The organism is Myroides odoratimimus (assembly GCF_001485415.1).
Lineage (GTDB): Bacteria > Bacteroidota > Bacteroidia > Flavobacteriales > Flavobacteriaceae > Flavobacterium > Flavobacterium odoratimimum.
In genome coordinates, this window is record NZ_BCMQ01000001.1 from 365,424 (window position 1) to 391,887 (window position 26,464).

General features: G+C 35.3%; 22 protein-coding genes. 6 read left to right on the plus strand and 16 right to left on the minus strand.

Annotated features, from left to right (window positions below; translation table 11 throughout):
- The first annotated feature begins 32 nt into the window (after positions 1-32).
- Both MODO_RS01620 and MODO_RS01625 read left to right on the plus strand, forming a co-directional pair.
- Positions 33-1,169: a 1-acyl-sn-glycerol-3-phosphate acyltransferase gene (locus MODO_RS01620; RefSeq protein WP_006257639.1), complete on the plus strand. Its 1,137-nt coding sequence runs from the start codon at positions 33-35 to the stop codon at positions 1,167-1,169.
- A complete protein-coding gene (locus MODO_RS01625) occupies positions 1,159-2,190 on the plus strand; it encodes an asparaginase (RefSeq protein ID WP_006257640.1) in 1,032 nt (343 codons plus the stop codon). The genes MODO_RS01620 and MODO_RS01625 overlap by 11 nt, the downstream gene beginning before the upstream one ends.
- A 40-nt stretch (positions 2,191-2,230) precedes the next feature.
- Here the strand turns inward: MODO_RS01625 and MODO_RS01630 are convergent, their stop codons facing one another.
- The 11 genes from MODO_RS01630 to MODO_RS01680 form a co-directional block, all read right to left on the minus strand.
- The gene (locus MODO_RS01630) at positions 2,231-3,394 is read right to left on the minus strand and encodes a hypothetical protein (RefSeq protein WP_006257641.1); all 1,164 of its coding nucleotides are present in this window, start codon (positions 3,392-3,394) and stop codon (positions 2,231-2,233) included.
- A 19-nt stretch (positions 3,395-3,413) separates the two neighbouring features.
- Positions 3,414-4,226, minus strand: a complete 813-nt coding sequence (locus MODO_RS01635) for a toxin-antitoxin system YwqK family antitoxin (protein WP_006257642.1) — start codon at positions 4,224-4,226, stop codon at positions 3,414-3,416.
- 207 nt (positions 4,227-4,433) lie between these two features.
- Positions 4,434-4,721 (minus strand): Dabb family protein, encoded by a 288-nt coding sequence (locus tag MODO_RS01640; protein WP_006257643.1) that lies wholly within the window; start codon positions 4,719-4,721, stop codon positions 4,434-4,436.
- Positions 4,722-4,784: 63 nt separating this feature from the next.
- The gene (locus tag MODO_RS01645; RefSeq protein WP_006257644.1) at positions 4,785-5,636 is read right to left on the minus strand and encodes a prephenate dehydrogenase; all 852 of its coding nucleotides are present in this window, start codon (positions 5,634-5,636) and stop codon (positions 4,785-4,787) included.
- Positions 5,637-5,798: 162 nt separating this feature from the next.
- Positions 5,799-7,217, minus strand: a complete 1,419-nt coding sequence (locus MODO_RS01650) for an MBL fold metallo-hydrolase (RefSeq protein ID WP_006257645.1) — start codon at positions 7,215-7,217, stop codon at positions 5,799-5,801.
- A gap of 151 nt (positions 7,218-7,368) precedes the next feature.
- A complete protein-coding gene (locus tag MODO_RS01655) occupies positions 7,369-8,028 on the minus strand; it encodes a response regulator (protein ID WP_006257646.1) in 660 nt (219 codons plus the stop codon).
- Positions 8,029-8,223: 195 nt separating this feature from the next.
- Positions 8,224-9,213, minus strand: a complete 990-nt coding sequence (locus MODO_RS01660; RefSeq protein WP_059050628.1) for an aspartate-semialdehyde dehydrogenase — start codon at positions 9,211-9,213, stop codon at positions 8,224-8,226.
- Between the two features lie 62 nt (positions 9,214-9,275).
- Positions 9,276-10,979 carry a single-stranded-DNA-specific exonuclease RecJ gene (gene recJ / locus MODO_RS01665; RefSeq protein WP_006257648.1) on the minus strand — a complete coding sequence of 568 codons (1,704 nt, stop codon included), beginning with the start codon at positions 10,977-10,979 and terminating at the stop codon, positions 9,276-9,278.
- Between the two features lie 3 nt (positions 10,980-10,982).
- Positions 10,983-11,405: an OsmC family protein gene (locus MODO_RS01670; RefSeq protein WP_006257649.1), complete on the minus strand. Its 423-nt coding sequence runs from the start codon at positions 11,403-11,405 to the stop codon at positions 10,983-10,985.
- A 780-nt stretch (positions 11,406-12,185) separates the two neighbouring features.
- Positions 12,186-12,860: a 16S rRNA (cytidine(1402)-2'-O)-methyltransferase gene (gene rsmI / locus MODO_RS01675; RefSeq protein ID WP_006257650.1), complete on the minus strand. Its 675-nt coding sequence runs from the start codon at positions 12,858-12,860 to the stop codon at positions 12,186-12,188.
- A 2-nt stretch (positions 12,861-12,862) separates the two neighbouring features.
- A complete protein-coding gene (locus tag MODO_RS01680; RefSeq protein WP_006257651.1) occupies positions 12,863-14,263 on the minus strand; it encodes a DUF8457 domain-containing protein in 1,401 nt (466 codons plus the stop codon).
- A 102-nt stretch (positions 14,264-14,365) separates the two neighbouring features.
- Here MODO_RS01680 and MODO_RS01685 point away from each other — a divergent pair, with 102 nt between their 5' ends.
- Both MODO_RS01685 and MODO_RS01690 read left to right on the plus strand, forming a co-directional pair.
- Complete coding sequence (locus tag MODO_RS01685) at positions 14,366-14,998, plus strand: thymidine kinase (protein ID WP_006257652.1); 633 nt, start codon at positions 14,366-14,368, stop codon at positions 14,996-14,998.
- 22 nt (positions 14,999-15,020) lie between these two features.
- Complete coding sequence (locus MODO_RS01690; protein ID WP_006257653.1) at positions 15,021-16,247, plus strand: MFS transporter; 1,227 nt, start codon at positions 15,021-15,023, stop codon at positions 16,245-16,247.
- 3 nt (positions 16,248-16,250) lie between these two features.
- Here the strand turns inward: MODO_RS01690 and MODO_RS01695 are convergent, their stop codons facing one another.
- Positions 16,251-16,730: a GNAT family N-acetyltransferase gene (locus MODO_RS01695; protein ID WP_006257655.1), complete on the minus strand. Its 480-nt coding sequence runs from the start codon at positions 16,728-16,730 to the stop codon at positions 16,251-16,253.
- A gap of 81 nt (positions 16,731-16,811) precedes the next feature.
- Here MODO_RS01695 and MODO_RS01700 point away from each other — a divergent pair, with 81 nt between their 5' ends.
- Positions 16,812-17,174 (plus strand): hypothetical protein, encoded by a 363-nt coding sequence (locus MODO_RS01700; RefSeq protein ID WP_006257656.1) that lies wholly within the window; start codon positions 16,812-16,814, stop codon positions 17,172-17,174.
- Positions 17,175-17,449: 275 nt separating this feature from the next.
- Here MODO_RS01700 and MODO_RS01705 read toward each other — a convergent pair whose 3' ends face one another.
- The 4 genes from MODO_RS01705 to MODO_RS01720 all read right to left on the minus strand — a co-directional run bounded on the left by MODO_RS01705 (position 17,450) and on the right by MODO_RS01720 (position 24,916).
- Positions 17,450-18,697, minus strand: a complete 1,248-nt coding sequence (locus MODO_RS01705; protein WP_006260498.1) for a T9SS type B sorting domain-containing protein — start codon at positions 18,695-18,697, stop codon at positions 17,450-17,452.
- A gap of 17 nt (positions 18,698-18,714) precedes the next feature.
- Positions 18,715-19,332 carry a phage tail-like protein gene (locus MODO_RS01710; protein WP_006257658.1) on the minus strand — a complete coding sequence of 206 codons (618 nt, stop codon included), beginning with the start codon at positions 19,330-19,332 and terminating at the stop codon, positions 18,715-18,717.
- Between the two features lie 110 nt (positions 19,333-19,442).
- On the minus strand, positions 19,443-21,140 hold the full coding sequence (locus MODO_RS01715) for a phage tail-like protein (protein WP_006257659.1): 1,698 nt from the start codon (positions 21,138-21,140) through the stop codon (positions 19,443-19,445).
- Between the two features lie 35 nt (positions 21,141-21,175).
- Positions 21,176-24,916: an L-type lectin family protein gene (locus MODO_RS01720; protein WP_006257660.1), complete on the minus strand. Its 3,741-nt coding sequence runs from the start codon at positions 24,914-24,916 to the stop codon at positions 21,176-21,178.
- A 732-nt stretch (positions 24,917-25,648) separates the two neighbouring features.
- On the opposite strand from MODO_RS01720, the gene MODO_RS01725 reads away from it, so the two are divergent.
- Positions 25,649-26,419, plus strand: a complete 771-nt coding sequence (locus MODO_RS01725; protein WP_006257661.1) for an enoyl-CoA hydratase/isomerase family protein — start codon at positions 25,649-25,651, stop codon at positions 26,417-26,419.
- The last annotated feature ends 45 nt before the right edge of the window (positions 26,420-26,464 follow it).

The following is a 26,464-nucleotide window of genomic DNA, read 5'->3' on the forward strand; positions in this document are numbered from 1 at the left end:
ACATAACTTGTTTATAATAATACATTACACTAATGTCTAAGTTTGATTCTATACGCCACTACCACGATCACGAGGTACACGAAGTCTTACAACAGATTTCTAAACACCCAATGATAAAAGCGTTAATGGGATATACTTTTCCTAATAAAACGGAAGAGGAATGGATGAATGCCTTAAAGGAAGTAAAGTCTATTCAACAATTTCAAGATGATTTTGCTTACCACTCTATTCAACGAATCCTAGAGAAAAGCTCTAATGGTTTGACCACTTCGGGGTTTGACAAATTAGATAAAGACACAGCTTATCTATACGTATCTAACCATAGAGATATCCTTATGGATACTTCTCTTCTCAACGTTGCTCTTAAAGACAATAAATTAGTTATGACAGCCTCTGCTATAGGGGATAACCTAGTGCAGAAATCATTTTTACTAGCGCTAGCTAAAGTAAATAGAAACTTCTTAGTTAAACGTGGATTACCACCTAGAGAACTATTAGAAAGTTCTAAACTAATGTCTGAATATATACAACATCTTTTATTCGAAGAGAACAGATCTGTGTGGATAGCACAGAGAGAAGGACGTACTAAAGATGGAAATGATGCAACTCATCAGGGAGTGCTGAAGATGATAGGAATGGCTTCTGATGAGGCTAACTTAATGGACTACTTCAAAAAAGTGAAGATAGTACCTGTATCTATCTCGTATGAGTATGATCCTACGGATGCACTTAAGATGCCTCAGTTATTAGCTAAAGCGAATGATGAAGTATATATCAAAGATAAGAATGAAGACTTTATCAACTTATATAGTGGTATCATCGGTCAAAAACGTGGTATTCATATCCATGTAGGAGATGTTCTAGACCAAGAATTAGAGAATATTAAAAACACTGTAGATAAGACTAATAAGCAAATGCAAGCTGTAGCTACAGAAATAGATAAGTCTATTATTGCTAACTATTTCTTATGGCCTACTAACTATATTGCTTATGATATCATGCATAACAGCAATAAGTTCGCTGATAAATATACAGAAAAGGAGAGGCAATTATTCGAAAGACGTCTTGAACTACGTGTAGATAAAGAGAACAAAATAATCGTAGATGGCTTCTTAGCTATGTATGCTAATCCTGTTATTAATAAACTTAAATTGAGTGATGAACAATAGTCCTGCTATTCTTTTAATCTATACTGGTGGAACTATCGGTATGGTAAAAGACTTTAAAACAGGTGCTTTACGTGCGTTCAATTTTGATCAGTTAGTAGAGCGTATACCTGAGTTACACATGCTAGAGTGTTCGATAGAGACCTATTCATTCGAAACACCGATAGACTCTTCTGATATGAGCCCTGCCTTATGGGTAAAGATGGCAAGTGTAGTAGAAGAGAACTATGATAAATTTGACGGATTCGTTATTCTACACGGTTCGGATACGATGTCATACTCAGCATCTGCACTAAGCTTTATGCTTCAAAACTTGCGCAAACCTGTTATATTAACAGGTTCTCAGCTTCCTATTGGAGACTTGCGTACAGATGCTAAAGAAAACCTTATCACGGCTATTCAAGTAGCTGCTGTACAAGAAAACAATACTCCTGTTATTCAAGAGGTGTGTTTATACTTTGAATACAAATTATACAGAGGAAATAGAACTTCTAAGGTAAGTGCTGAATTATTTAATGCGTTTACCTCTCCTAATATTGCTCATTTAGCAGAATCAGGAGTAAATCTGCGTATCAATAAACCTTTACTCAACTATACACATACTCAAGAACCATTACTTGTACACAAAGAAATGTCTAGTAATGTGATGATTCTAAAGATATTCCCTGGCATACAGCAGAATGTCTTAGAGGCAATTCTAAACATTAAAGATCTAGAAGGAATCGTACTTGAGACTTATGGAGCTGGCAATGCGCCTACTGAAGCATGGTTCTTAACAACATTAGGACAAGCTATTAAAAAGGGACTTAAAGTAATCAATGTTACTCAATGTTCTAGTGGTAGTGTACATATGGGTAAATATGAGACAAGTACAGAGCTAAAAGAAATAGGTGTTATCTCTGGTAAAGATATTACGACAGAGGCTGCCATCACTAAGCTGATGTTCTTACTCAAACAGAAAGACTTAACAGACTTTAAAACTGCTTTCGAGACTCCTATCTGTGGAGAAATGGAAGAAGATTAAAATATAGTAAAAGCTCTTGGAACTACTCTAAGAGCTTTTACTATTGTTGTTTGACATCAGTAAGACTTTCTAACATACGTAACCTATACATTAGCATCGGTTCATTTTCCCAAAAATTAGGTGATTCTATTAGCTTATAATCTACAATAAGAAACTCTTTACCTCTAAGTACAATTTTCTTAATATAGCTATAAGTAGAACCATTTAATGTATTACACTTCAATATGATTGTATTCTTATCTTTATAAAATACAGAAACAGTTTTTTGTCCATTATACCAATAATTAATATCCTTAAAATCAAACTTATAAGTATCATTATCTAAAACAAATTCTTTATTTAAAGCTTGTTTATTTAATCTATCCCACACCTTATTAATATCCTTATCTAAAGGTAATGAAATATACTGTTCTCCATTAATTACTACATCTTCATCTGCAATATCAGACAATACCTTGGATAAATACTGTCTTTGTTTCTCAACTATAAGTAACATACCAGGACTAAAAACTCTAGTATATTCGTTCCATGTTTTAAAAGAAGTTAATTTATTCTGACTAAAGAAAGTCTTAATCACCCTAAGGTCGTCTATAATAAAATCAAGTTTAACAGGTAAGAACTCACCTCTCAATTTAAAAAAAGTATCCGTATAAAATACAGCATATATACCTTCGCTAGCAAAATACTTAAAAAATTGCGCATATATATTTTCACCTATTTGATAAATAACGCATTCATTATCAAAATATAACACCCGATCTTCAATACCATCTAGTAAATCATTTACAGTTATAGCTTGAGGATCTTTACTACGAATAAAAAACAAATCTCCAGCTCGCATATCGCTTTCCTCTTTAAATGAGAATATATGACTGAATCGAATATTTAGTTCACTATCAATTACTTTTAAATCACCTACCATCAATTGCATAGACCTATTTTCACCTTGCTCCCATATATCAAAAGTATACATAAAGGGTATCCGCTTCTCTACACCATTAATAAGAATTGGGGTAGTTGGTAATAAAAGATCTAATCTTTCACCTATAGCAGCAGAGTCCATAGTTATTTTATGGCTAAAGTACTCCTCTTTAGCTTTGTGGATACTATCAAAATAAAGACTAATCTCACTACTTGAACGACCTTTCTTACAACTACCTAACATTAAAGTCATCCCTACTAAGAGATATATTATCTTTTTCATTAATTAATTGTTGATTAGATTACTGTCTCACACCATTCTTATATGTTTCTTCCTTTTTCACATCTCCTCTAGAAGTCCATTCAGTCCATTTACCATCCTTCTGTCCATTGAGATATTTTCCTTTAGCTTTTGGCTTTTTAGAATCAGCCCATTCTTCACTATAGTCACCATCCTTATTCCCTTTGTCATTATAATTACAGGTAATAAAGAAATCACCATTGTTAGAAGAGATCAATGAACGCTCCTTACCAATCTGTTTTCCGTTGACGAATGTACGTTCATACTTCATCTTTCCTTCATTAGTGAATGCCTTAGACACACCATCTTCTTTACCTTGTTTAAAGTTTCGCTCTTGCTCTACCTGACCACTAGTATAGTAAGTAACACGCTTTGTCATACTATTATCTGCATATATCTCCATCTCACGTTTATTTCCATTACTACTGAAGTATATCCACTCTCCGTGTTTCTTCCCCATCTTCATATTTCCTTCATATTCCGGCTTACCTGTTGCAACAAAGAAAGCCTGTTGCTTGCCATCCATGTACCCATTTTTAAAATTAAGTAATTCTTTCAACTTACTTTTATCGTAGTACTCCCATTTACCGTTTAACAAACCATCCTTTAAGTCCACATCTATATACTGTTCGGTTACTCCGTTTATGATTCGTTTCTTTCCATTAAGAGGAGTAGATGACTTAACTTCTTTTATATAGCGTTGTCCATCTCCTAGATTGACAATTTCTATATCTGTAAAATCTATTTTAGTCTGTGCTGTAACCGTTAGTATAGGCAACATTAAACACAATAATGACAGAGCTATTCTTTTCATATAACATTTTAATTAATTACTATTTTAAGTTAAATTTAAACATAAAATATCAATATAAAACTAAAAACAAACGCATTAAGTCTTAAACCCTATTATTTACTCCAATAAAAAAAGCAGCTTATCACATTGGACAAACTGCTTTTAAACTAAAATCGATAACTAAATAACTAACTTTTTATACAAAAAAAGCTGTACTATTATACATTACTAGTAGTCTATGGCTACTCTCTCTGTTACTACTGATTTAATAAAATCAACTACTTTTAGATGCTCAGGGTGTTTTGCATAAATATCTAAGTCTTGAAGGTTCTTAAATGTTGTATGTAAAATCACTTCAAAGTTTTTAGGGTTTGCTTGAGGATCATTAAATGATACAGCGATAGATTCTAGTACTTCTATCTTCCCTTTTAAATCTTCTAATAGTCGTTTTATTTCTAATTTATTGGCTTCTTTATTTTCATCTTTCAGCCTCCACATTACTATATGTGTAATCATAATGTCTATTTTTTATTGAACTAACAAGTTAATCAAAACTGCCTTATCTTTAGCACGCTCCACTTATTTTTTCAATTTATCCTTTATTCGATTAGCCTCAGCTATAAAACCAGCTAATCCTTTAGTATCACCTGCTTCTAAATATGTCTTGAACTGAGTTAACTTCTCTAGATACGTATCTAAAATCGGTAACACATGTTCTGCATTCTGTTCAAAGATAGGCAACCACATATCTACAGAACTCTTCGCTAATCTAACTGTAGAAGCAAATCCTCCTGCTGCTAAATTAAAGATAGCTGTATCATCTTTCTCTTTGTCTAAGACCGCTACTGCTAACGCATAAGATATCGCATGAGATAGATGAGACACATACCCCACATGTTCATCGTGCGAGTCAGCATCCATTAAGATCATACGCATCTCTAGGTGATAATACAGTTCAGAGATTGCATTTAATGCCTTAGGATTAGACTTCTCTGGATTACAAATAATCGCTACCCTATCTTTAAACAATCCTTTAAACGCAGCTTCAGGCCCACTAAACTCTGTACCTGCCATCGGATGCGTAGCTACGAATTGTCCTCTTCTGTTATGTCCTTCTATCTCCTTTTCTAATAAAGACTTCGTAGATCCCACGTCCATTACATACTGCCCATCTCCTACTCTGTCTAACACATATGACACCAGTTTTACACTCGCGTTCACAGGTGTCGCTATAATGATAATATCTGATTTCTCTATTAATGTATCTAGTTCTACGATCTCATCTGCGATACGTAGTTCTAATGCCTTACTAGCATTGCGCTCAGATAAATCTGAAGCCAATACCTTCGTTACAAACCCTTTTTCTTTTAGATCTAAAACAATAGATCCTCCGATTAGTCCTACACCTACTAATCCTACTATTTTTGCCATATTACGTCTATTATGATAAACAAAGCTATAAATACCTACTTTGTTTCAGCATAATTTCTTCTCTTTTTTTTAACTTTTCTAACTTTTGTTCTCGTTTGTGTTTGATCAACACCTAAACTAACTAACCTTTATAACTCTATATTGAGAACAATGTTACTACAGTTATAACATAGATGTAGGACACACAAAGTCTGTATGGTCTAGTGTACTCTCCTTACTTATTGCGTTGTATCCCCCTAACACATCCACTAGATTCGTAATTCCATACTTATATAATATCGATGCAGCCATCATACTTCTATACCCTCCAGCACAGTAGATGATATATTTCTTCTCTTTTGACATCACATCTATTTTATCTTCTAATTCATTCAGAGGAAGACTCACCGAATCTTCTAAATGCTCTGATCTAAACTCATTTATCTTACGTACGTCTAACAATACTCCTTTATCCTCTAGATAGAGCCTATCCATCTCCTGAGGCGTTATACGAGTAATAGTATGAATAGGCTCACCAGCATTCTTCCAAGCTTCTATTCCACCTTCTAGATATCCTATTGTATTATCATATCCCACACGTGATAGACGAATCATACTCTCCTCTTCTTTCCCTGGCTCCGTGATTAAAACAATAGGTGCTTTTATATCTTTTATCAACTCACCTACCCAAACAGCGAACTGACCGTTTAATCCGATATTAATACTACTAGGTACAAAGCCCTCTGAGAACGCCTGTGGCATACGTGTATCTAACAGAATCACTTCTTTCTTCTTCATCTGTTCCTTCACAGCCTCTATACTCATCGGTGTTTTACCTCTATCTAAGATTGTATCTAGCTGCTCGTACCCTGTGATATTCATCAACACATTTTTAGGAAAATACTGAGGTGGCGTTGCTAATCCTGTTAATAACTCTACTACGAACTCATCTTCTGTCATATCAGCACGTAGCGCATAGTTAGTCTTCTTCTGATTACCTAAGGTATCTACAGTTTCCTTACTCATATTCTTACCACAGGCAGACCCCGCACCATGATTAGGATACACGATTACCTCATCTGGTAGTACCATGATTTTATTGCGAAGTGATTGGAATAAATGCCTAGCCAAAATTTCTTCTGTAATCTCAGATTTGACTAATTGTACTAAGTCAGGACGACCTACATCTCCGATGAATAGTGTATCTCCACTAATGATAGCATGCTCTTTACCCTCTTCATCTATAATAAGATAAGTACTACTCTCCATCGTATGTCCAGGAGTATGCAATACTTTTATCTGAATGTTCCCAAGCTTAAACACTTGATTATCTTCTGCTATAACAGCCTCATAACTAGGAGCTGCAGTAGGTCCGAAGACAATCTTAGCTCCTGTCTTCTCCATAATATCAAGGTGTCCACTCACAAAGTCTGCATGAAAGTGTGTTTCGAATACATACTTAATTACTGCATTATCACTTTTAGCTCTTTCTAGATAAGGCTCTACATCTCGAAGAGGGTCAAATATAGCCGCCTCACCATTACTCTCTACATAATAAGCAGCATGTGCAATACAGCCTGTATATATCTGTTCTATTTTCATATCTTACTTTTTTTTTCGAGATTAAAAGTACTATTGATCACTTAGTAAAAAAATGACAAATATCATAGATCCAAATAATTACAGTTAAAAATAAAAGAACGATACCCTTTAATAAACAAAAAGCACTCCATACAGAGTGCTTTTTTATTTCTTATACGAAACCTTCTTTTAGTACCAGTTGTATTAGATTAGCGGTATCTGACACTTCGAATACATGCTTCATCTTTGCTAATCTTTTTTTGATAGCAGGATTAGAGAGAGGAATATGATTTTCTAATTCTTGTAATTTATATCCTTTAGATAACAATACTAGAATCTCTCTATTGTAATCATCATACATCACTTCCTTTCTTACTATTTCATTTAAGCAGTGCTTCACGATATCACTCTGATAACGATCGCCTGTTAATACGCGTTTAACGATATCTAATAAGTTATCAGGTGTAATCTCATGCTTACTTACTAATCCATCAGGCCTAATGTTTTTAACGATATTATAGATCGTTATCACTTCTGTATGACCAGTCAAGATAATGGTCTTACAGTAAGGCATTTCTTTCTTTATATAGGCTACTATATCTCCTCCATCTCTTAGTAGTGCTCCTTCCTTACTTGGTAAAGAAAAGTCAACAATAGCAAGATCAAATAAAACCTGACGTTCAACGGCAGCATCTATTGTTTCTTTAGCAGTCAAACAGTCAAATGACTTTTCAAAGACAACCTCTCCGAGTCCTAATTTATCTTTAGAGAGAGCCAATACATATCCTTCTACGATAAGAGGATGGTCATCTACTAACAGTATTCTGCACATAATAATCGAGTTTTGAGAATCATACTACAAATTTAAACATTAAACTAGTATAAAAATACTTATTTGTGATAAGTTACAACTTTTTATACACAAAATATCAACAATCTACATAAAAGTACAAAATGATAAGATTCAATATACAAAAAAAGCACCAAGTAATACACTTGATGCTTTATATATCTTTATTTTAATAGATTATACAAGCTTATTAGCCACTAGGTACTCCGCAATCTGTACTGTATTTGTTGCAGCTCCTTTTCTAAGGTTATCTGCTACGATCCACATATTCACAGTGTTTTTTTGGCTCTCATCTCTTCTGATACGCCCTACGAACACATCGTCTTTCCCCTCTGCATATAGTGGCATTGGGTATGTATTTGTATCTGTATTATCTTGTACAGTGATACCAGGAGTCTGGTGAAGAATCTGTCTAATATCTCCTAAGTCAAAATCTTTTTCAAACTCTATATTCACAGTCTCACTATGGCCTCCCACTACAGGGATACGCACAGCTGTAGCCGTTACTAATACAGTATCATCTCTAAGAATCTTCTTCGTTTCTTTCACTAACTTCATCTCCTCTTTAGTGTATCCATTATCTTCGAACACATCACAGTGAGGAATAGCATTGCGGTGAATAGGATAATTATAAGCCATATCCCCTTTTACATCCTTATACTCATTCTCTAACTGTTTTACAGCTTTCACACCTGTACCAGTAATAGACTGATACGTTGATACTACCACTCTCTTAATCCCGTATTGTTTGTGTAAAGGAGATAATGCCATCACTAACTGAATAGTAGAACAGTTAGGGTTAGCAATAATTTTATCTTCTTTAGTCAAAGAATCAGCATTAATCTCTGGTACGATTAACTTCTTCGTTGGATCCATTCTCCATGCCGACGAATTATCTATAACTGTAGTACCTACCTCAGCGAACTTCGGTGCATACTCTAGAGAAATACTTCCTCCTGCTGAAAATAAAGCAATATCCGGCTTCATCATAACAGCTTCTTCCATGGACTTTATGGTATACTTCTTACCCTTAAATTCCACTTCCTTACCTACAGACTTCTCAGAAGCCACAGGAATTAATTCTGTTACAGGAAAATTTCTCTCCGCTAATACTTTTAGCATGATTTCACCTACCATACCGGTAGCGCCTACTACTGCGATTTTCATTTTTTATAAAATTAGGATTGATAAATAGTTTTAATCAAGGATAAAAATAACACTTTATTCAATTACCAAGACAACTGTAGGTCTTTTATTTGCAATTGAATAGTAGTTTTATTTCTCCAGTTGTTCTCCTCGATAGAATAAATGATGTCTACGTGCTGCTTATCCTTCACATTCTCATACTGAGCACCTAGGTTAAAACCTATTGCACTAAACTTATATCCAGGATTTCTTCTCTGCTTAAAGCTTACTTTTAGATGTTCTCCTCTTGCTCCTGCTAATTTTGCATATCCTGTATCGAAGACCTCTTTCGTCAAGAAACAAGGACTAGGATTACCAGGGCCAAAAGGTTCAAACTGCTTTAAAATACGCAGAAATTTATCTGTAATCTCTGAGAACTGAATCTTAGCATCTATTTCGATCTCAGGTATAAGGTCAGTCTCCTCAATCGTACTTGCTACTACTTCTTCAAACTTTTGTCTAAAAGCCTCTAGATTCTCTTTCTTTATTGTCAACCCAGCAGCATACATATGCCCCCCGAACTGAATAAGATGTTCAGAGCACTTCTCAAGAGCCTGATAGATATCAAAGTTCTTAACAGAGCGCGCTGATGCAGCTAGGTAATCCCCACTATCTGTAAACACAATAGTCGGTCTATAATACGTATCGATAAGACGAGAAGCCACGATACCGATCACCCCCTTATGCCAAGATGGGCTATACACCACGGTACTCTTTGAGTTAATTAATTTCTGATCGATTATCTGTTTAAGCGCTTCTTCCGTTATACCTTGGTCTAGCGACTTGCGCTCTTCATTGATATTTACGATTTTCTCGACAGTCATATTTGCCCCTTCTTCAGTAGCTTCTGTCAATAGATCTACAGTAAAGTTACCGTGTTCTATTCTTCCAGCCGCATTGATTTTAGGAGCTAACTTAAACACAATATCTGTCATCGTATATGTAGCTAAGTCATATAACTTCATCAATGCTTTTATACCAGGACGTGGGCTTTCATTAATCACCTTAAGTCCATAGTACGCCAATACTCTATTCTCTCCTGTGATCGGCACTACATCCGCTGCGATAGCAGTAGCTACTAGATCTAGATAGTGTTCTATAGAGGCGAAAGGAAGTCCCTGAATCGTATTTAATGCCTGAATCAACTTAAATCCTACACCACATCCACATAACTCCTTATAGGGATATAAGCAGTCTACGCGTTTAGGATCTAACACGGCTACTGCATCAGGAATAATCTCTCCAGGTAAGTGATGATCACATATTATAAAATCAACACCTTTCTCTTTAGCATACTGTATGTGCTCTATAGACTTTATACCACAGTCTAGAGCTATGATTAGATGGATACCTTGCGTTATAGCATAATCTATCCCTTGATACGATATACCATATCCTTCATTATATCGATCTGGAATATACGTATCTACCTGAGCACCTAGGCTCTTTAAATAGGAATACATTAAGGCAACAGACGTAGTTCCATCCACATCGTAATCACCGAAAACCAAGATAGATTCTCGATTCTTAATCGCGTTTAGAATGCGATGGACAGCCTCTGTCATATCTGCCATCAGAAAGGGGTCGTGCAAATCTTCTAAAGAAGGTCTAAAGAATTTCTTAGCAGCTTCGAAGGTCTCTATCCCACGCTGTGCTAATAACCTCCCTACTATAGGATCTACACCTAAAACTTCTTGTAAATGAGCAACTATTTTTTCATCTGGATCTTGTTTTAAATACCAGCGCATTAATTACTCTTTATGATAATGAATACTAGTTTTAACTTCAGCAAATTCTTTAAACATATCCATTACACCACAATACTTCTCGATAGATAAATCAACTGCTTTTTTTAGCTTTGCCTCATCTAGATTAGCACCATAGAAGTGATACTCTACTATCACAGTATGATAAGTAGCTGGGTCTGCATCTGTAAGTAATCCTTCTGTCTCTATTTTAAAATCAGCAACATCTAATCTCATTTTCTTAATCAGTGATGCTACGTCTAATCCTGAACATCCTGCTAGAGCAGATAGCATTAATGCTTTAGGTCTTAGACCTTTATTATCTCCTCCATTTTCAGGGCCTGCATCTATTCTAATCGTTCCTCCACTTGGATTAGTTGATTCGAATTGCATGTTTTCTATCCAACTTGTAGTTACTTTATGTGACATAATGTTCTGTTTTTATCAAATGTATCAAAAAAAAATCAATGTTCACTAGTTAAAGAAGACGCAAAAAGAGAATCTAATGCTCAACCCTGCTCTCACTATCTTATATAGCCTAACTATTTATCCTTGTAACAAAATTATTCGCTAAACAGACAAGCTCTATACTGCACTTCACTCTATACAAGACAATATGTACATAACAAGATAAAGTACAACGCTATAAACAGTCCTTTATATGCATATCCCTTTTTTTAGTCTAAAACTCTTTATTTGGCTAAATATCCTCTTTTATTACCTCAAAAGAAGCTCTTTTACTTAATAGAATGTCTTTTATGGGTAATTTTAAATCAAAATACTAACTAAAAAACCGTATCCTAGCAAAAAAACATAAAAAAAGGCTCACTTTTTTACACCTCATACTGTGAACAAAATCAAATATCAACCTAACAATCAATACATTAACAAATAATCAGATTATAAAACAATCTAGCGTCTATTACTCTTCAAGTAACTGAATACAAGTATTACTAGCATTCTCTTCAACACTTCTTCAACATTTCCCCAAGATTGCTCTAGTTAGAAGCCTCTTTCTTGAAGAACTGTTGAAGAAATCTTGTAGCGGTATTGAAGAGGTTGCTCTTTCTTATCAGAAACTAGACTATTAGACTAAGTTCACCACAAAACACATCACTCGTTTTTAAACAAAAAAAATGCCCATAGCAATCTGCTACGGGCAATTCTCTATACTGTAATAACCTATCTGCTAAGGCAGGTGGCAATTTCTTATTTACTTTTTCCAGCTACGATCACTACTATCTCTCCTTTAGGAGGTTTCGCTTCGAAATGAGCTAACACTTCTATCACTGTACCTCTTACAGTCTCTTCGTGTAGTTTTGACAATTCTCTAGAGACAGATACTTGTCTATCTTCACCGAAGTATTCTTTAAATTCTCCTAAGGTCTTTACTAACTTATGAGGAGATACATAAAGGATCATCGTTCTGGTCTCTTCTGCTAGGATTAGATATCTCGTCTGTCTTCCTTTCTTGTCAGGTAAAAACCCTTCAAAGACAAACTTATCATTCGGCAAACCACTATTCACTAATGCAGGTACGAATGCTGTAGCCCCTGGTAGACACTCTACTCCTACACCCTGCTCTACACACGCACGTGTCAATAAAAATCCTGGATCAGAGATAGCTGGTGTACCTGCATCTGATATCAGTGCGAAGGTCTCTCCTGCTTGCATTCTCTTTACTAATCCTTCTACAGTTTTATGCTCATTATGCATGTGATGACTAAACATCGGTGTAGAGATTTCAAAATGTTTTAATAGTTTTCCACTATTACGTGTGTCTTCTGCTAAGATATAATCTACTTCTTGCAATACTTTTATTGCGCGATACGTCATATCTTCTAAATTTCCAATTGGTGTAGGTACCAAGTAAAGTTTCCCCATAATTATATAAAACGTTTTTCTACTAACGTCATAAAGCGTTCTTCGTATTCTTCTTTTCCTTCCCAGTTATTATATTCTGGTTTTACTAAATGATCTATTAGACTATTCGCTTCGTCAAAAGAACTCACTGTATTTAATTGTGACAATACTCTATTAAAGTCTTCTGCACTTCCATTAAATAAATGTCTCTCGAAAGCAATACGGTCATTCAAGCCTACTACGATAGTAGAACTATATATATCATTAATAGATTTAGGCTTATTGATCTTTGGTTCGCGTACAGAAGTGTGCTCTACATTAAATAGCGTACTCTGCGGTACAGGAGTTTCTACAGTTGGTTCGATGTGTTGTTCTACAGGAGCGATAGGTTCTGGCTGTACGAAAGTACTTTCTACTACTGGCTCTTTAGGTACAAAATCTGTATTGAACTTCTGTACCTCTTGCTTATCTACATCCTCTACTCTTACAAATTCTACATCGCTGAAGTCGAATCCAAAGAAAGGATCATCCGTATTTGGTTTATTCTCTGTTACTGTTTTTACTTCTTCTTCTACTTTGTAAGTAGAAGTAATCGTAGTTTCCTCTATTGTTTCTTCTATTTTAGCAGGAGCGAATTGTTCGTTTATATTTACTAATGCCTCCTCAATGCTCTCCTTTTTATTCGCTTCCACAATAGAAGGTATTGGCTCTTCTATCACCTCCTCATGTACCACAACTTCTTCTTCATAGAAAGTAGTTACTTCTATATCATCGTTGTCTTCTTCTACCTCTACTTTTACTTCTTGCTCTACTGCAGGAGCCTCTGTCGTGCTATTTGCTACTACTTCTTGTTCTACTACAGGATTTTCTACCTCGATATTAGCGATTACTTCACGTTCGTCTAATTGTTTTAGCATCGCTTCGTGTTGATCTAGATAATGGTGAAGTTGAGCATCATCCGCTTCATTTGCACTATCATCTATATATACCTCTGTAATGAATGGTTCGTCATAGACTACAGCTTTCTGAATAATAGAAGATTCTTCTACCACTTCAGGTGCTATTTTATTCACTTTATCCGCAAGAAGGCTATCATCTATAGTATTAATTGCCTCTTTTTCAGTTTCTGCAACGATAGGGTATTCTTCTTCCACTAGATCTATAGGCATCTGGTGACGTACTACCTCATCTACAGTATTTGAATTCGAATCATTAATCGCAATGGCTTTTAGCGCATCGTCCAATTGCTCAGGAGAAACTTCTTTGATTAATCCTGCTTCAAAATGATCTTGATAGAATTTTAGGATGGTAAGCTTCTCATATAATTCTTTAGCTTCTCTATATAAACTATCTACTTCCTTGTCTTTCAATTGTAATACACGATGAGCCAGACTTAACAACTCTCCTTCTAAGACTTTCTTCATAACTTTTATTTTGCATTAGTAAATTGACGAGCTTTTTTTGATAAATTTGCTCCATACAAAAATAACAGAAAAAACCGCTGGTTTCAGCTTGAAATTTACAAAATGTTTCTCGAAAATCCCGTTAATAACAAAGAACAATTTGGTTGGATCGAAGTTATCTGTGGTTCTATGTTCTCTGGTAAGACTGAAGAACTGATTCGCAGACTGAAAAGAGCCAAATTTGCCAAACAAAAAGTCGAAATTTTTAAACCCGCTATCGATACAAGATATCACGATGAATTCGTCGTATCTCATGATTCTAATGAGATTAGGTCTACACCTGTACCCTCTGCAGCACATATCAGATTATTAGCTGATGGATGTGATGTGGTAGGAATAGATGAAGCCCAATTCTTCGATGAAGAGATCGTAAGAGTATGTAATGACCTTGCTAACTCAGGCATCAGAGTGATCGTAGCTGGACTAGATATGGACTTCAAAGGAAATCCTTTTGGGCCAATGCCTTATCTTATGGCTACTGCAGAGTATGTAACTAAAGTACATGCTATCTGTACTAGATCAGGAAATCTAGCTAATTATAGCTTCAGAAAGGCTGCTAGTGAGGATATCGTCATGCTAGGAGAAACACAAGAATACGAGCCGCTGAGTAGAGCTGCTTTTTTCAATGCACTGAGAGGTGTAGATATATCAAAATCAGAAAAACAAAATACAATACCGCCAGAACAAATAGAATAATATTTAAACCACCACTACACCTATGAAAAAAATAGCTCAAATCTATATCGACTCTTACAAAGGTTTATCATCAGCATCATGGATGCTAGCAATTGTAATGTTAATCAATAGATCGGGGTCCATGGTATTGCCATTCTTAGGTGTATATATGACGAAAGAACTTCACTTTAGTCAAGAACAGACAGGATATGTATTAGCTTGTTTTGGGGTAGGTTCTATTATAGGAACTACAGTAGGCGGATGGGTAACTGATAAAATAGGTAACTATAAAGTACAGTACTTGAGCTTAATAGGTAGTATTCCAGTATTTATCATGTTACCACACTTCACGTCTGTAGTCAGTCTAGCACTGATGATGTTATTACAGAGTGCAGTCAGTGAAATGTTTAGACCGGCGAACTCTGTAGCCATCACCATGTATGCTAAACCTGAGAATATCACCCGTGCCTTCTCTCTAAATAGAATGGCAGTGAACTTAGGGTTCTCTATAGGGCCTGCTATGGGAGGTATTCTAGCTGCGATATCGTATGCGCTATTATTCTATGTGAATGCTACTGCGGCGTTTCTAGCAGCTGTCGTATTTATTTATTTCTTTAGAAATAGAAAGACGAACAAAGAATTATTATTAGAACAAGAAGATATCACTGAGCTGACTGAGATAGAAGATGTCTCTAATAAATCTCCATATAAGGATAAGATGTTCTTAATATACAGTGTATTTTGTACGTTATACTCTATTGCCTTCTTACAACTATTAAGTACACTACCTATATTCTATGAGAAAGCTGTGGGGCTAGATGAAGTAGAAATAGGGCTTATCTTAGGGTACAGTGGTCTACTAATCTTCTTAACAGAGATGTTATTAGTGCATGTCGCAGAAAAATTCTTTACGATCAGACAGACTATCTTCTACGGGGTTATGATTAGTGCCTTAGGATACGGAATGTTAGCTTTTGACCACAGTTATATCTCTATCTATATATCGATGACGATCTTATGTGTCTCTGAGATGCTAGCAATGCCATTTACCTCTACGGTGACAGCGATGCGTGCTGGTAGTAAGAATAAAGGTGCTTATATGGGCGTGAATGGGTTGACCTTCGCTATCGGATTTATTATTTCACCCATCCTAGGAACAAAGGTAGCTTCTACTCTAGGGTATGATGTCTTATGGTTAGGTACAGCTGCATTAGTAATCATAGCTGCTCTAGGGCTAAACTATTCTGTCAAAAAAATGGCTGAAGAATAAACATTATAGTTTCTTCTCCATTTTTAAGAATGTATACAGCCCACCATTAGTATAATTCTCAAATTTACCTACGCTAGCGTATCCAAGGTTTTGATAGAAGTCAACTCCTAAGGTATTAAACTTCGCTACAGCAACAGTTATTTTCTCCACAGCTTTTCGCTTGTGTAGAGCTTCTTCTGCATACTGTATAATCTCCCTTCCATATCCTTTATGAAGGTGGATCGGGTTGATACCTAATATGACTTCTGCTGTATTATGATCTACTAAGTCATAATAAAAGTAGGCTATAATATCCTTCTCTCGTGGAGTACGTACACTGAAGGTATTCTGTCCTCTTACATTCTCGTCTAAAAAATCGTGTAAGTCCTCTAAATCTGAGGTCATATTATAAAAGCTCAATATTCCCTCATACTTCCAATTATAAGCTATTTCTACTGCCTCCTCTTGTGTTAAGACTTCAAAAAATAAAACTTTCTCTTTCATTATTCAAAATATGTTAAAAAACCTTTCTTATTTAACAACTGCTCTATAAAGTTCTATAGAAACAAATATATTTGTGACCAGATGAATCTTTATAACAGACATATAGCCTGGCTACTCATTATCATTTTTGCCTTATTCGGCGCAGAGAAGATAAACTTCGCTGTGGAGCAGACTTGTGACAAAAAATTAATGTACTGTCCTACTGCTAATATGTATGTGTACACTGTGTATAAAAACACATCACACTCATCTAATCCTGATACGAAGGATACTGATACACATAAAGTAACTACAATAGCCTGCGAAACTTTCTTTATTAATCAATTAGAATTAGCAGTCTATACAAAACAAAAAGTTACTTATCACTACAGTCCCTTCTATTATAAACATGTCATCCATTCAACACCATATATACCCTTAGTAGATCCTCCTCCTATAGTATAGTGTTCTTTATTCTTATATAACGACCACATTTCTATTATATACTATACAAAGATAAGCTTAGGCACATAGATTAAAAAGATACTTTTTCTTAACAATTTAGTATAATAATCAAATATTTAACATACAGTATCCTTTCTGATATTATTTGTTTTACTACATTATCGCATTCTTCTGTATTCTACAACAAAAAAAAGAGCCAAAACACAATGTCTTAGCTCTCTCTAACTACGGTAAGGTAATATAAAAAATCTCAACAAAAAGTTCTCTTCATTGAGCTAGTTTGTTTCTAAATGTAGGTATCCTGTTTTCTTAATCATACTAGATCCTCTATCATCTGTATACTCATAAGAGACAATATAGAAATAGGTGCCTGTCGGTAATAATTCATTCTTCTTTATCGTCACTCTACCATCAGAGTATCCTCTAAAGGCATTACCACTACTGTTATAATTAGCAGTCTCATACACTTTAACTCCCCATCTATTAAATATTTCGACACGATTATTTGGGTATCGTTGAATATTGTCTATTCTGAAGTAATCATTGTCTCCATCACCATTCGCACTGACGAAGTTATAGATCACTACATCTCCCTTCAACATCTTATCTGTTCTCACTGTCCCTAGTGTAAAGAAACCGTACTTCTCTAATGACGTTGGTGTAGTCACAGTCTTATTCTCTAAGTCTACTATCCCCCCTTCATCTACCCATAACTGCTCTATGGCATCCCATCTCAAAATATGTAGATTATCTGAGGCGTGCTCATAAATCTCTTTAGGGGTGGTACGCTCATCCCAAGTCAGCGTAAGCACAATATTACTCGTTGTGGTCTGTGAATGTTCTATCAGCCAATATTCTCTCGTATTAATCTTATCAACTATACCAGAACCTGCCTTACGGACTTTGAAGAACTGCTTATCGTCTAAGCTATATTTTCCCACGAAGATATCTTTTTGATGCTTAGGAGCAGATATTATTGCTTGTCTATAGAATCCTTTATCCCCTTTAGGATAGATGAACTCTTCATTTCCTTCTTTCTCTACTTCTCCTTCGATATGAGAGGCATCACTGACATGAAGAACCTTAGACTTATTTAAGAAGGTAAAAGCTCCTTGAAGAGAATCTACCTTAGCGATACCCTGAGTGAACTCTACTCCACCCGCAATACTCACAGATGTCTTGATATCAAAAGCTCTTTCCTTTATAGGATTATTTAGAATCAAAGTATTAAAATGAGTTCCTGTATGTCCTTCTATAGTTTGTTTCGCAGTTCCGATAAGAAAGGTCTTCCCCTGAGGGGTATTTCCTTTATAGTCAAATATTTTACCGTTATTCACAAGGTCACGATGTAAGTAAAGCTCACCGTTATTTTTAAAATCTCCTTCTCCTTGGTTCTCTAGCGTATAATATACAGAGACCGTAGAACCTGGTTTAATATAAAACATACCTTTATTCACTGCCTGACTATAAATTATAGTCGGTAGCATCACCATACACAGTAGTAATCTCAAATATATCTTCATTCCTTCTATCGCTAGTATTAGTCTTTCACTACGAATATGATATTCATAATCGTACAGTCTGTAGCTGCTGCCTTTACATCATAAGTCATCACACCTTCTTTAGATATTGACTTTATCGTAAACACATCTGTATCATAACTCGTCACATAATAGTATAAGTCTGTCGGCTTCTCAAAATAAGGGATACCTGTAGTAGGAGCTCCTTCACTGACAAAGTGATTACTGTTCTGTAAAGAGAATTGCTTCTTATATTCTTCAAATAAGTTCATCGTTTGTTCTACTCTATCTTCTGAAGTATCAAATACAATAGAAGGCATATAGAAGAACTTCACTGCCTTATAATCTTTGGTTACCATCTGTTGCCATTTCGTTCCATCATTATAATAGAACCCCACGACTACATCATTAACTGCCTTCGTATTATACACAGTCATACCTGCTACGTGAGCACTTAAAGGATTCGCTAGTATAGTGGATGTAAGCTCTACTCTGGGTAGTAATAACCCCTTATCAACAGACTCTACTTCTAGCATGGCATCCTTATTTATATCTGGTGATGTACCAATCTTAGTTTGTGCAAAACTTAGAGCGCTGAATAGCACAGCAAGCATTGCGAAATATAATTGCTTCATCATTTATCTTTAAGTAATTGAAAAAAAAAAAGTGCGAGTCTCAATACAAGACTCGCACAGTGTGGTGTGAGTTGTTTGATTATTGTTTGTTTGCTTGTCTATATTGTATATAACTATTCTGTAAACTCTACGATTACAGAATAGTTCCCTTCTCCAATCATGATATACTGGTTACCAGATCCGATATTAAAGTTTAAGGTACTACCACTCACTTTAATATCTGTAGTCGCTGTGGTCTTCAGCATCTCTCCTTGTAATACTTGGATGCTTACTACTGACCCTACTGTAGCCCCTGCAGGAATAGCCACACCTGATGTTCTAGCTGAGTTAGCTTTAGCGATATTAGTAGTCCCAATGAACTTGTAAACCTTCTTATTATTAATCGTATTCCCAGTGAAGATTACTTTACTATTATGAACATCGATATGATCTCCTAAGATATTCTTGATCTTATCCACATTATTCGTAATATAGTTCGTGATAAAGTCAAAGCTGATTTCTTTCTTCGCTCCGTTATCTTCTATCGTATAGAATACTTCTTCTTTATCGTCTGCTATCTTTCCGTAGTACACATTCCCCCCTTTATTAATAAACTTAGAGATTAGATCCCCTACCTTATAAGTAACATCACCCTCTTTTACCTCTTGGTTTAGAATATCACTAAAGTTATTTACGATATCACCTACTACATTTACTTCTGTACCTCCTGTAGTATCTCCGGTAATATCAGCAACAGTCTTACCTGCATTACTAGCCAAGAATACCTTTACTGCTTCTTCATTGAAATATTTATACCCTACAGTCTTTCCATTTTTCACTACTGGTACTACTACTGTAGTCGTCTCTGTATCTGCTACTAAATCTTTAAGGTTAATAGTCTCATACTTGCCATTGTTATAAAATTGGAACTCCCAATTAGCATTCGTACCATCCCCAGTATTCTTGTAGATTACGTTACCATCTACCTTCGTAGAGATACTCTTAATTAACTCTTCGATTGTATAATACTCACTAGTGCTTCCTTCTTTTAGGACAGTCGTTTTACTATTAAAGAAGTTCGATACATTAGAAGCGATTTCTCCTACTACATCTATTGTAACTACTCCATCTGCGTCATTAGGCACATCGTTCTCAGTCTTTCCTTCATTTCCTTTCTGAGCTAACCAATTCTGAATAGTTGTCTCTGAGAAGAAAAGGAATTTCTTTGTTTTATCAGTATCAGATACTGCTACTTCACGGAAGAATGTTTTAGTCTCTTCTTTTAATACTAGATCTTCGAAGTCTACATTCGCTGTCTCATACTTATTATCAACTGTGTTATAAACCACATATTTAAACTCATTCTTCACTGGGTCAAACACAATAGTAGAATGCCCTTCTTTAGCAGCATCTTTATTGTCAGGATTAGTCGGTACGATATAGTTAATTACATTCTGGATGTTCTTAACGTCTCCTTCTAATTTTGTCACATTATTATCTAATCCATTGATAACTGTAGTTAGTTCCGCTTTACTCACTATTCTATTCCACTGTCCTCCATCTTCTGTTGTCCAGTAATAGAATCCTTTTAATATATCTTTAGAAGTATCTTCATTAAGGTTATAAATCAATAAACTCTCTACTTGGGTTCCATCTATCGGTGCAAAAACTTTTAAGTCTGATAAACTTACACGTGGAATCAATACCCCTCTGTGGCTAGAAAGAATTTCAAGTTCAGCTGATGTTTCAGGATCTGGTGTACCAATACCTACCTGTGCTGATGCTGTATAAAACGTTCCTAAGAAAGCGGCTAAAATGATAATTTTCTTCATGATTATAAATTCTATTTAATATCTGTATTGTTTTGTTATTTTGTCTTTTTACTTGGTAACATCGGGTTAGAGAATATTCCTTCTCTAAATCCTCTAAGAAAAGTAAGATCATAGATCACAGATGTACTACACCCCGTCAAATTAGTTATGGTTAATCTCACTTTTCCTTTTTTATTATGCCAGTTCTCTCCATTAACTTTGGCATCTTTAGGAAAGGCTATTGTTAACACACCTGTTCCATGTTTGGTAATAAATACTCCTCCCTGCTGTTTAATAATAGGCCTATCGTTCTGATCGAATATTACCTTGTTATCCTTATCTCTTTCTAATATTGTTGATCTAACCTCTACTTCTGGATTATCTACTGTAGCAAAAGGAAACGCCTTCCACTCATTCTCTGTATCTAATAGATACTCCCAGTCATATCGCTGTATCTCTCCTGTCACTACAGGGCTAAGCTGTAATGGCTGTCCCCCTTTAATGTTTACTTGATCTACTACTGTAGTCTGTTTCCCTTTGTGATCCTTAGCGACTACACGTTCTATAGAAGGCAGACTGTTTATCTTAATCTTAATCGGAGTTCTAGAGCCAATGGTACAGCCATTTCGAACAGCCTGCACATATACTATAAACTCATCACCTACTTTATAATGCTTAGACAGGTCTATCGTGAACATATCTCCTAATGCTGGCAACCTAGTCGTCCCTTTCTCAGAAGTGTACACTTCATAACTCGTACAGTGACTATTCTGTGGTTGTATTCTCAACGGTTCTCCTTCACATAACTGGAGAATCTGTTCTAATTCATAACCGTACTGATCTGTCTCTATCTCCATACCTACTTCTACCCTAGGAACTAGATCTACATTATAGATATGAGTAAAATCTCCTAATACTCCTACAACTGAGCCATACGATATCTTCACTCTATCAAAAGGTTCTGTAGAAGGAGCTACTATAATTCTGTATCTATCTCTACCTCCTATACCTAGTAATCTCAAGCGAAGCGCTCCATTAGACTCTGTAAGTGGTTCGCCCACTTTCTTATCTCCTAAATAGCGTTGAATCTTAAAGCCCTTGACTAGTTCTAAACTCAGTACTCCAGGGTTCTTATTCTCTGCTGTAATATGCAACTCATCTCCTGGTAGAGCAGTCTGTTTAAACACGACTGTTAGACTCGCCATATTCGCTACTGCTACTCCTCTTGCTATTACTGCATAACTGTTAGGATCATCATCAACAGCATTCCAAGGATGGCTAACAGAAGCTGTGGCACTCGCTACTCCTAATCCTATATCTTCTACTCCGTGGAGTACGTCTAATACATTGGGATTAATATTAGGTAATACAGCTGCACAACTAGGACTCTCTACTTGCTTCGTCACATAAGCCCCATACACCTTAGCGTTCTGAGCAACACCTACTGTAGACCCTAAGACAACTTGTACTCCTCTATATTTCTGCGGTCCTTTCTTATTCGATGGTACGAATGTATATTCCAACACATTATCTGCTGCTAATAGATCTACTAGTCCTCCATCTACTCCTTGTAACGTTCCTATCTTCTTCCCATTTGCATCAAGTCCTACTACTGTAATACCGCCTAGGGCAACTAAACCACTGTATTCTTTACCTAGCTTCACTGTCACAGGAGTTCCTGCGGCTTGATCTTCTTTGAAGTAAATATTCTGCCATGTAGTACCTAATCCTAATAGTCCTAGTCCTACCGTGATTGTAGAATAAGTATCTGGTCGTCCATCAATAGCATTACTCTTATTAGATACTCCTCCCGTCAGAGCAGAATACCACGCTGTATAATCTGTTGCCCAGTATCTCTCGTAAGTCGGTGGACAGTCTTCGTTATTAAATACATTGACTTGAATATTCTTGATATCCGAACATCCATTAGCACTCTCAGCAACTACCGTATAGTTATATACTCCTGCTTGATTAAACACCTTAGGGCTCGTTCTATCTATAATCTCTTCTCCATTTGTGTCATACCAAGTGATTATATCTCTAGCATTATCAGTTATTAAAATTGGCAATACAAAAGAATCTCCTACATTCAAAGTATAGCTTAGAGCATCAGAATTATTCTTCAGTTTTAACTTAGGTATAGGATTTACATTAATCTTCACTTTAGCAGATTCTTCTGAGCTCACACCCTTGATAACATATACTACACTGTACTCTCCAGACTCTGTAACTCTAATGCTCTCTATAGGCAATAACTCCTCGATTATTCTATCTTCTAAGTCATCTCCTACTTCGCGTACCTTAAATAAATTACCGTCTTTAAACCAGCGGTAAGACTCTACAGTACCAATAGTAGTCAATGGCTTTTTAGCAGTTAATATCGCTTCATCTCCTTCACAGATTACGCTTACGTCTGATGAGATAGAAGGCTTAGGATGTGGTTTGCCTACAATATTCGTATGCGCTATAGAACGAATCTTCGTAGGATCTACATACGGCAGTTTTAGGCTACTAACATCTAAATAGGCTTCATTAGATAACACTCCTAATCCTGGGTAGCCAATCACTGTTCCATTAATAATGACTCTAGATGAAGAGTGAGCGTCTAGGTTCACTTTCCAATTCTCAATACTCTTCGCACTATATATACTAGGAATATTAGAAGGAGGTGTCAAGGTGTTTTTATAATTACCTCTATTATCAAAAAAAATCTCGTCTACTCGAAAGAATTCTTTTATAGTGGATAAATAATCATTCAATATAAAGTCTTTGTACAAGTCAGATGAGTGGTTAGACATCTCTAATGTGTAGCTTAATTTATCTCCTTTTTTTGCTTCTAGTAAGGTGACAGATTTATTAATCATTAACCCTTCAGGAGTTGTAACATTTAAATCTTTAATCTCGTGAATATTGACAGCCGAACCTGTAGAAGCAGCAAAACCAATCTTGAGTGTTTCGTAAGGCAACTCATCATATTTATAATCTAATACTTCTACAAATCCCCCTTTATGTTCTGACTGTATGCGTACTTTGATATGGAATTTCTTTTTAAGAGCGTAACTTCCATCAGGTTTCTTCTTACTTCTATCTTCTTCTAAGATAGGTTTCATCTCGATCTGCACTCTTCTATAAAAATTATTATCATCAGGTCTAGTGTATATAAATTCAGAATAATCAATATTTTTACCTCCTGGTTTCTTTATATGTGTCAGATATCTAGCTGTTGTTCTGAGGTCATTTGTAACCTTTCCTCTTAATACAACACTTTGGGCAAACGAGCCATTCGTATTTGGCCTTCCAACAGCTTCTTGTGTAAAATTACCATACTCATCAAGTCCTACAGCAATATAACCACCTGTCACACCAGAAACACCATTACCTGGTCCATATCCTAATGAACCTCCATAACTACCTAATCTAAATTTTCCCTTAGGAATACTCCCATCGTATAGAAATACAGAGATACCATCTGCTCCACCTTTTGTATTTCCGTCTCTTCTACGCCATGATTTATATTCAAAATCAATCAATACTCCTCTATCAGAAGGAAAACTCTCTTCTATAATAGCATACCCCTTTTGATTCATTCCATCAGAAGTAAGTCTTAGCCATCCTTCTCCAGAACGATCTAACCCTTGTGAAGCTGTTAATATAGCATGATCCCCTAATACTACTTTGCTATTCACTGTTTGATGAGTAAAACTTTCTTGTATTGTAAACTGTGCATATAAAGGAGATAACTGCCCTAATAAAACACATAGTACAAACGCTAAAACATATCTATACTTCTCTAACATATTACCAATAACAATCACATTTACAATAACATAATAAACAAAACACTATTTTTTTCAGACAAAGATTTCCTTGCTGATACTCTACATGACATCAGATATTTAGAAAATAGAAGTCCACACCTTATACAAAGTGTTTAAAATCCCATTAAACTTGATTGTGATTTACAACTGAGAAATAGTTGTTGTTTTTATGATACTATTATTCTTTTTCCTTTTCTACTCTTTTTATTTGAGAATACATACTCAAATCAATTATTTAAATCTTAAATTAATAATATAAAAAACAAATATTACTAACCGTCACTATAGTTAAAAACAAATATTAAGCCATAATTGTTTTTTATGAAAAAAAATCACCTATTGTGATACATTACTTTCCTCAACAACTCATAACTACCTGTAATAATGCTTATTACATATTACAAAAAACACTCTATTTTTGTGCAAATTTACTCAAAACAGTTCATCATCCTAACCTTTATTACAACACAAAGCAGAATACAATTCCTTAAAAGCAAGTGAAAAATTATTATTTTTTGATAAAATATGATTTAATAATTAAATTATAAGAAAGTGAACAAGGTATCATTATCCATAAGCTCTTTTTACTGCTAAATTAAAACACCTAATATTCACATTATGTGACTGTTAAATTTATATCAAAGAAAGGAAACTCAGAAAAATAAGGCATTCTAATCTTTATTTACTATTTTTAAAATAAAATTATTAACCATGAACCAAGACCATAATACACCTTTTATAACAGAATCTATTCAAGATAAAGTAGCAACTATATCATTTTATAGTCCAGCTAGTAACTCATTTCCAAGTTCACAATTAGAAAAGCTAACTAGTATTATTACCAAACTTAGTAGCAATACTCATATTAATACAATCATTCTAAAAAGTGAAGGAACAGGAGCCTTCTGTGCAGGGGCTTCCTTTGATGAACTACTTTCTATTAAAGACACTACTACAGGACAGACTTTCTTCTCTGGCTTTGCTAATGTAATCAATGCAATGCGCAAAAGTCCGAAGATATTTATCGGTCGTGTCCATGGCAAAACTGTAGGAGGAGGAGTAGGACTAGCTGCTGCATGTGATTACTGTTTTGCAACAACGAATGCTTCTATTAAACTATCAGAACTAGCCATTGGGATAGGTCCTTTCGTAATCGAGCCTGCGGTCTCACGTAAAATAGGTAAAACAGCCTTCACAGAAATGTCTCTTGCAGCACACGAATGGAAAACGGCTACTTGGGCACAAAATCACGGATTGTATAGCGAGGTATATGATACTGTAGACAGACTTGACTTAGAAGTAGAGACTTTCGCTACTAAGATAAGTTCATATAACCCAGAAGCGCTATGCGAAATGAAGAAAATATTCTGGGAAGGAACAGACCATTGGACAGAATTATTACATCAACGTGCTGAAATATCAGGTAGACTAGTATTATCAGAATTTACAATAAATGCGCTTAACCAATTTAAAGCTAAATAACATATCTCATCCTTCTAGAACAATATCTCTAGAAGGATTTTTTAT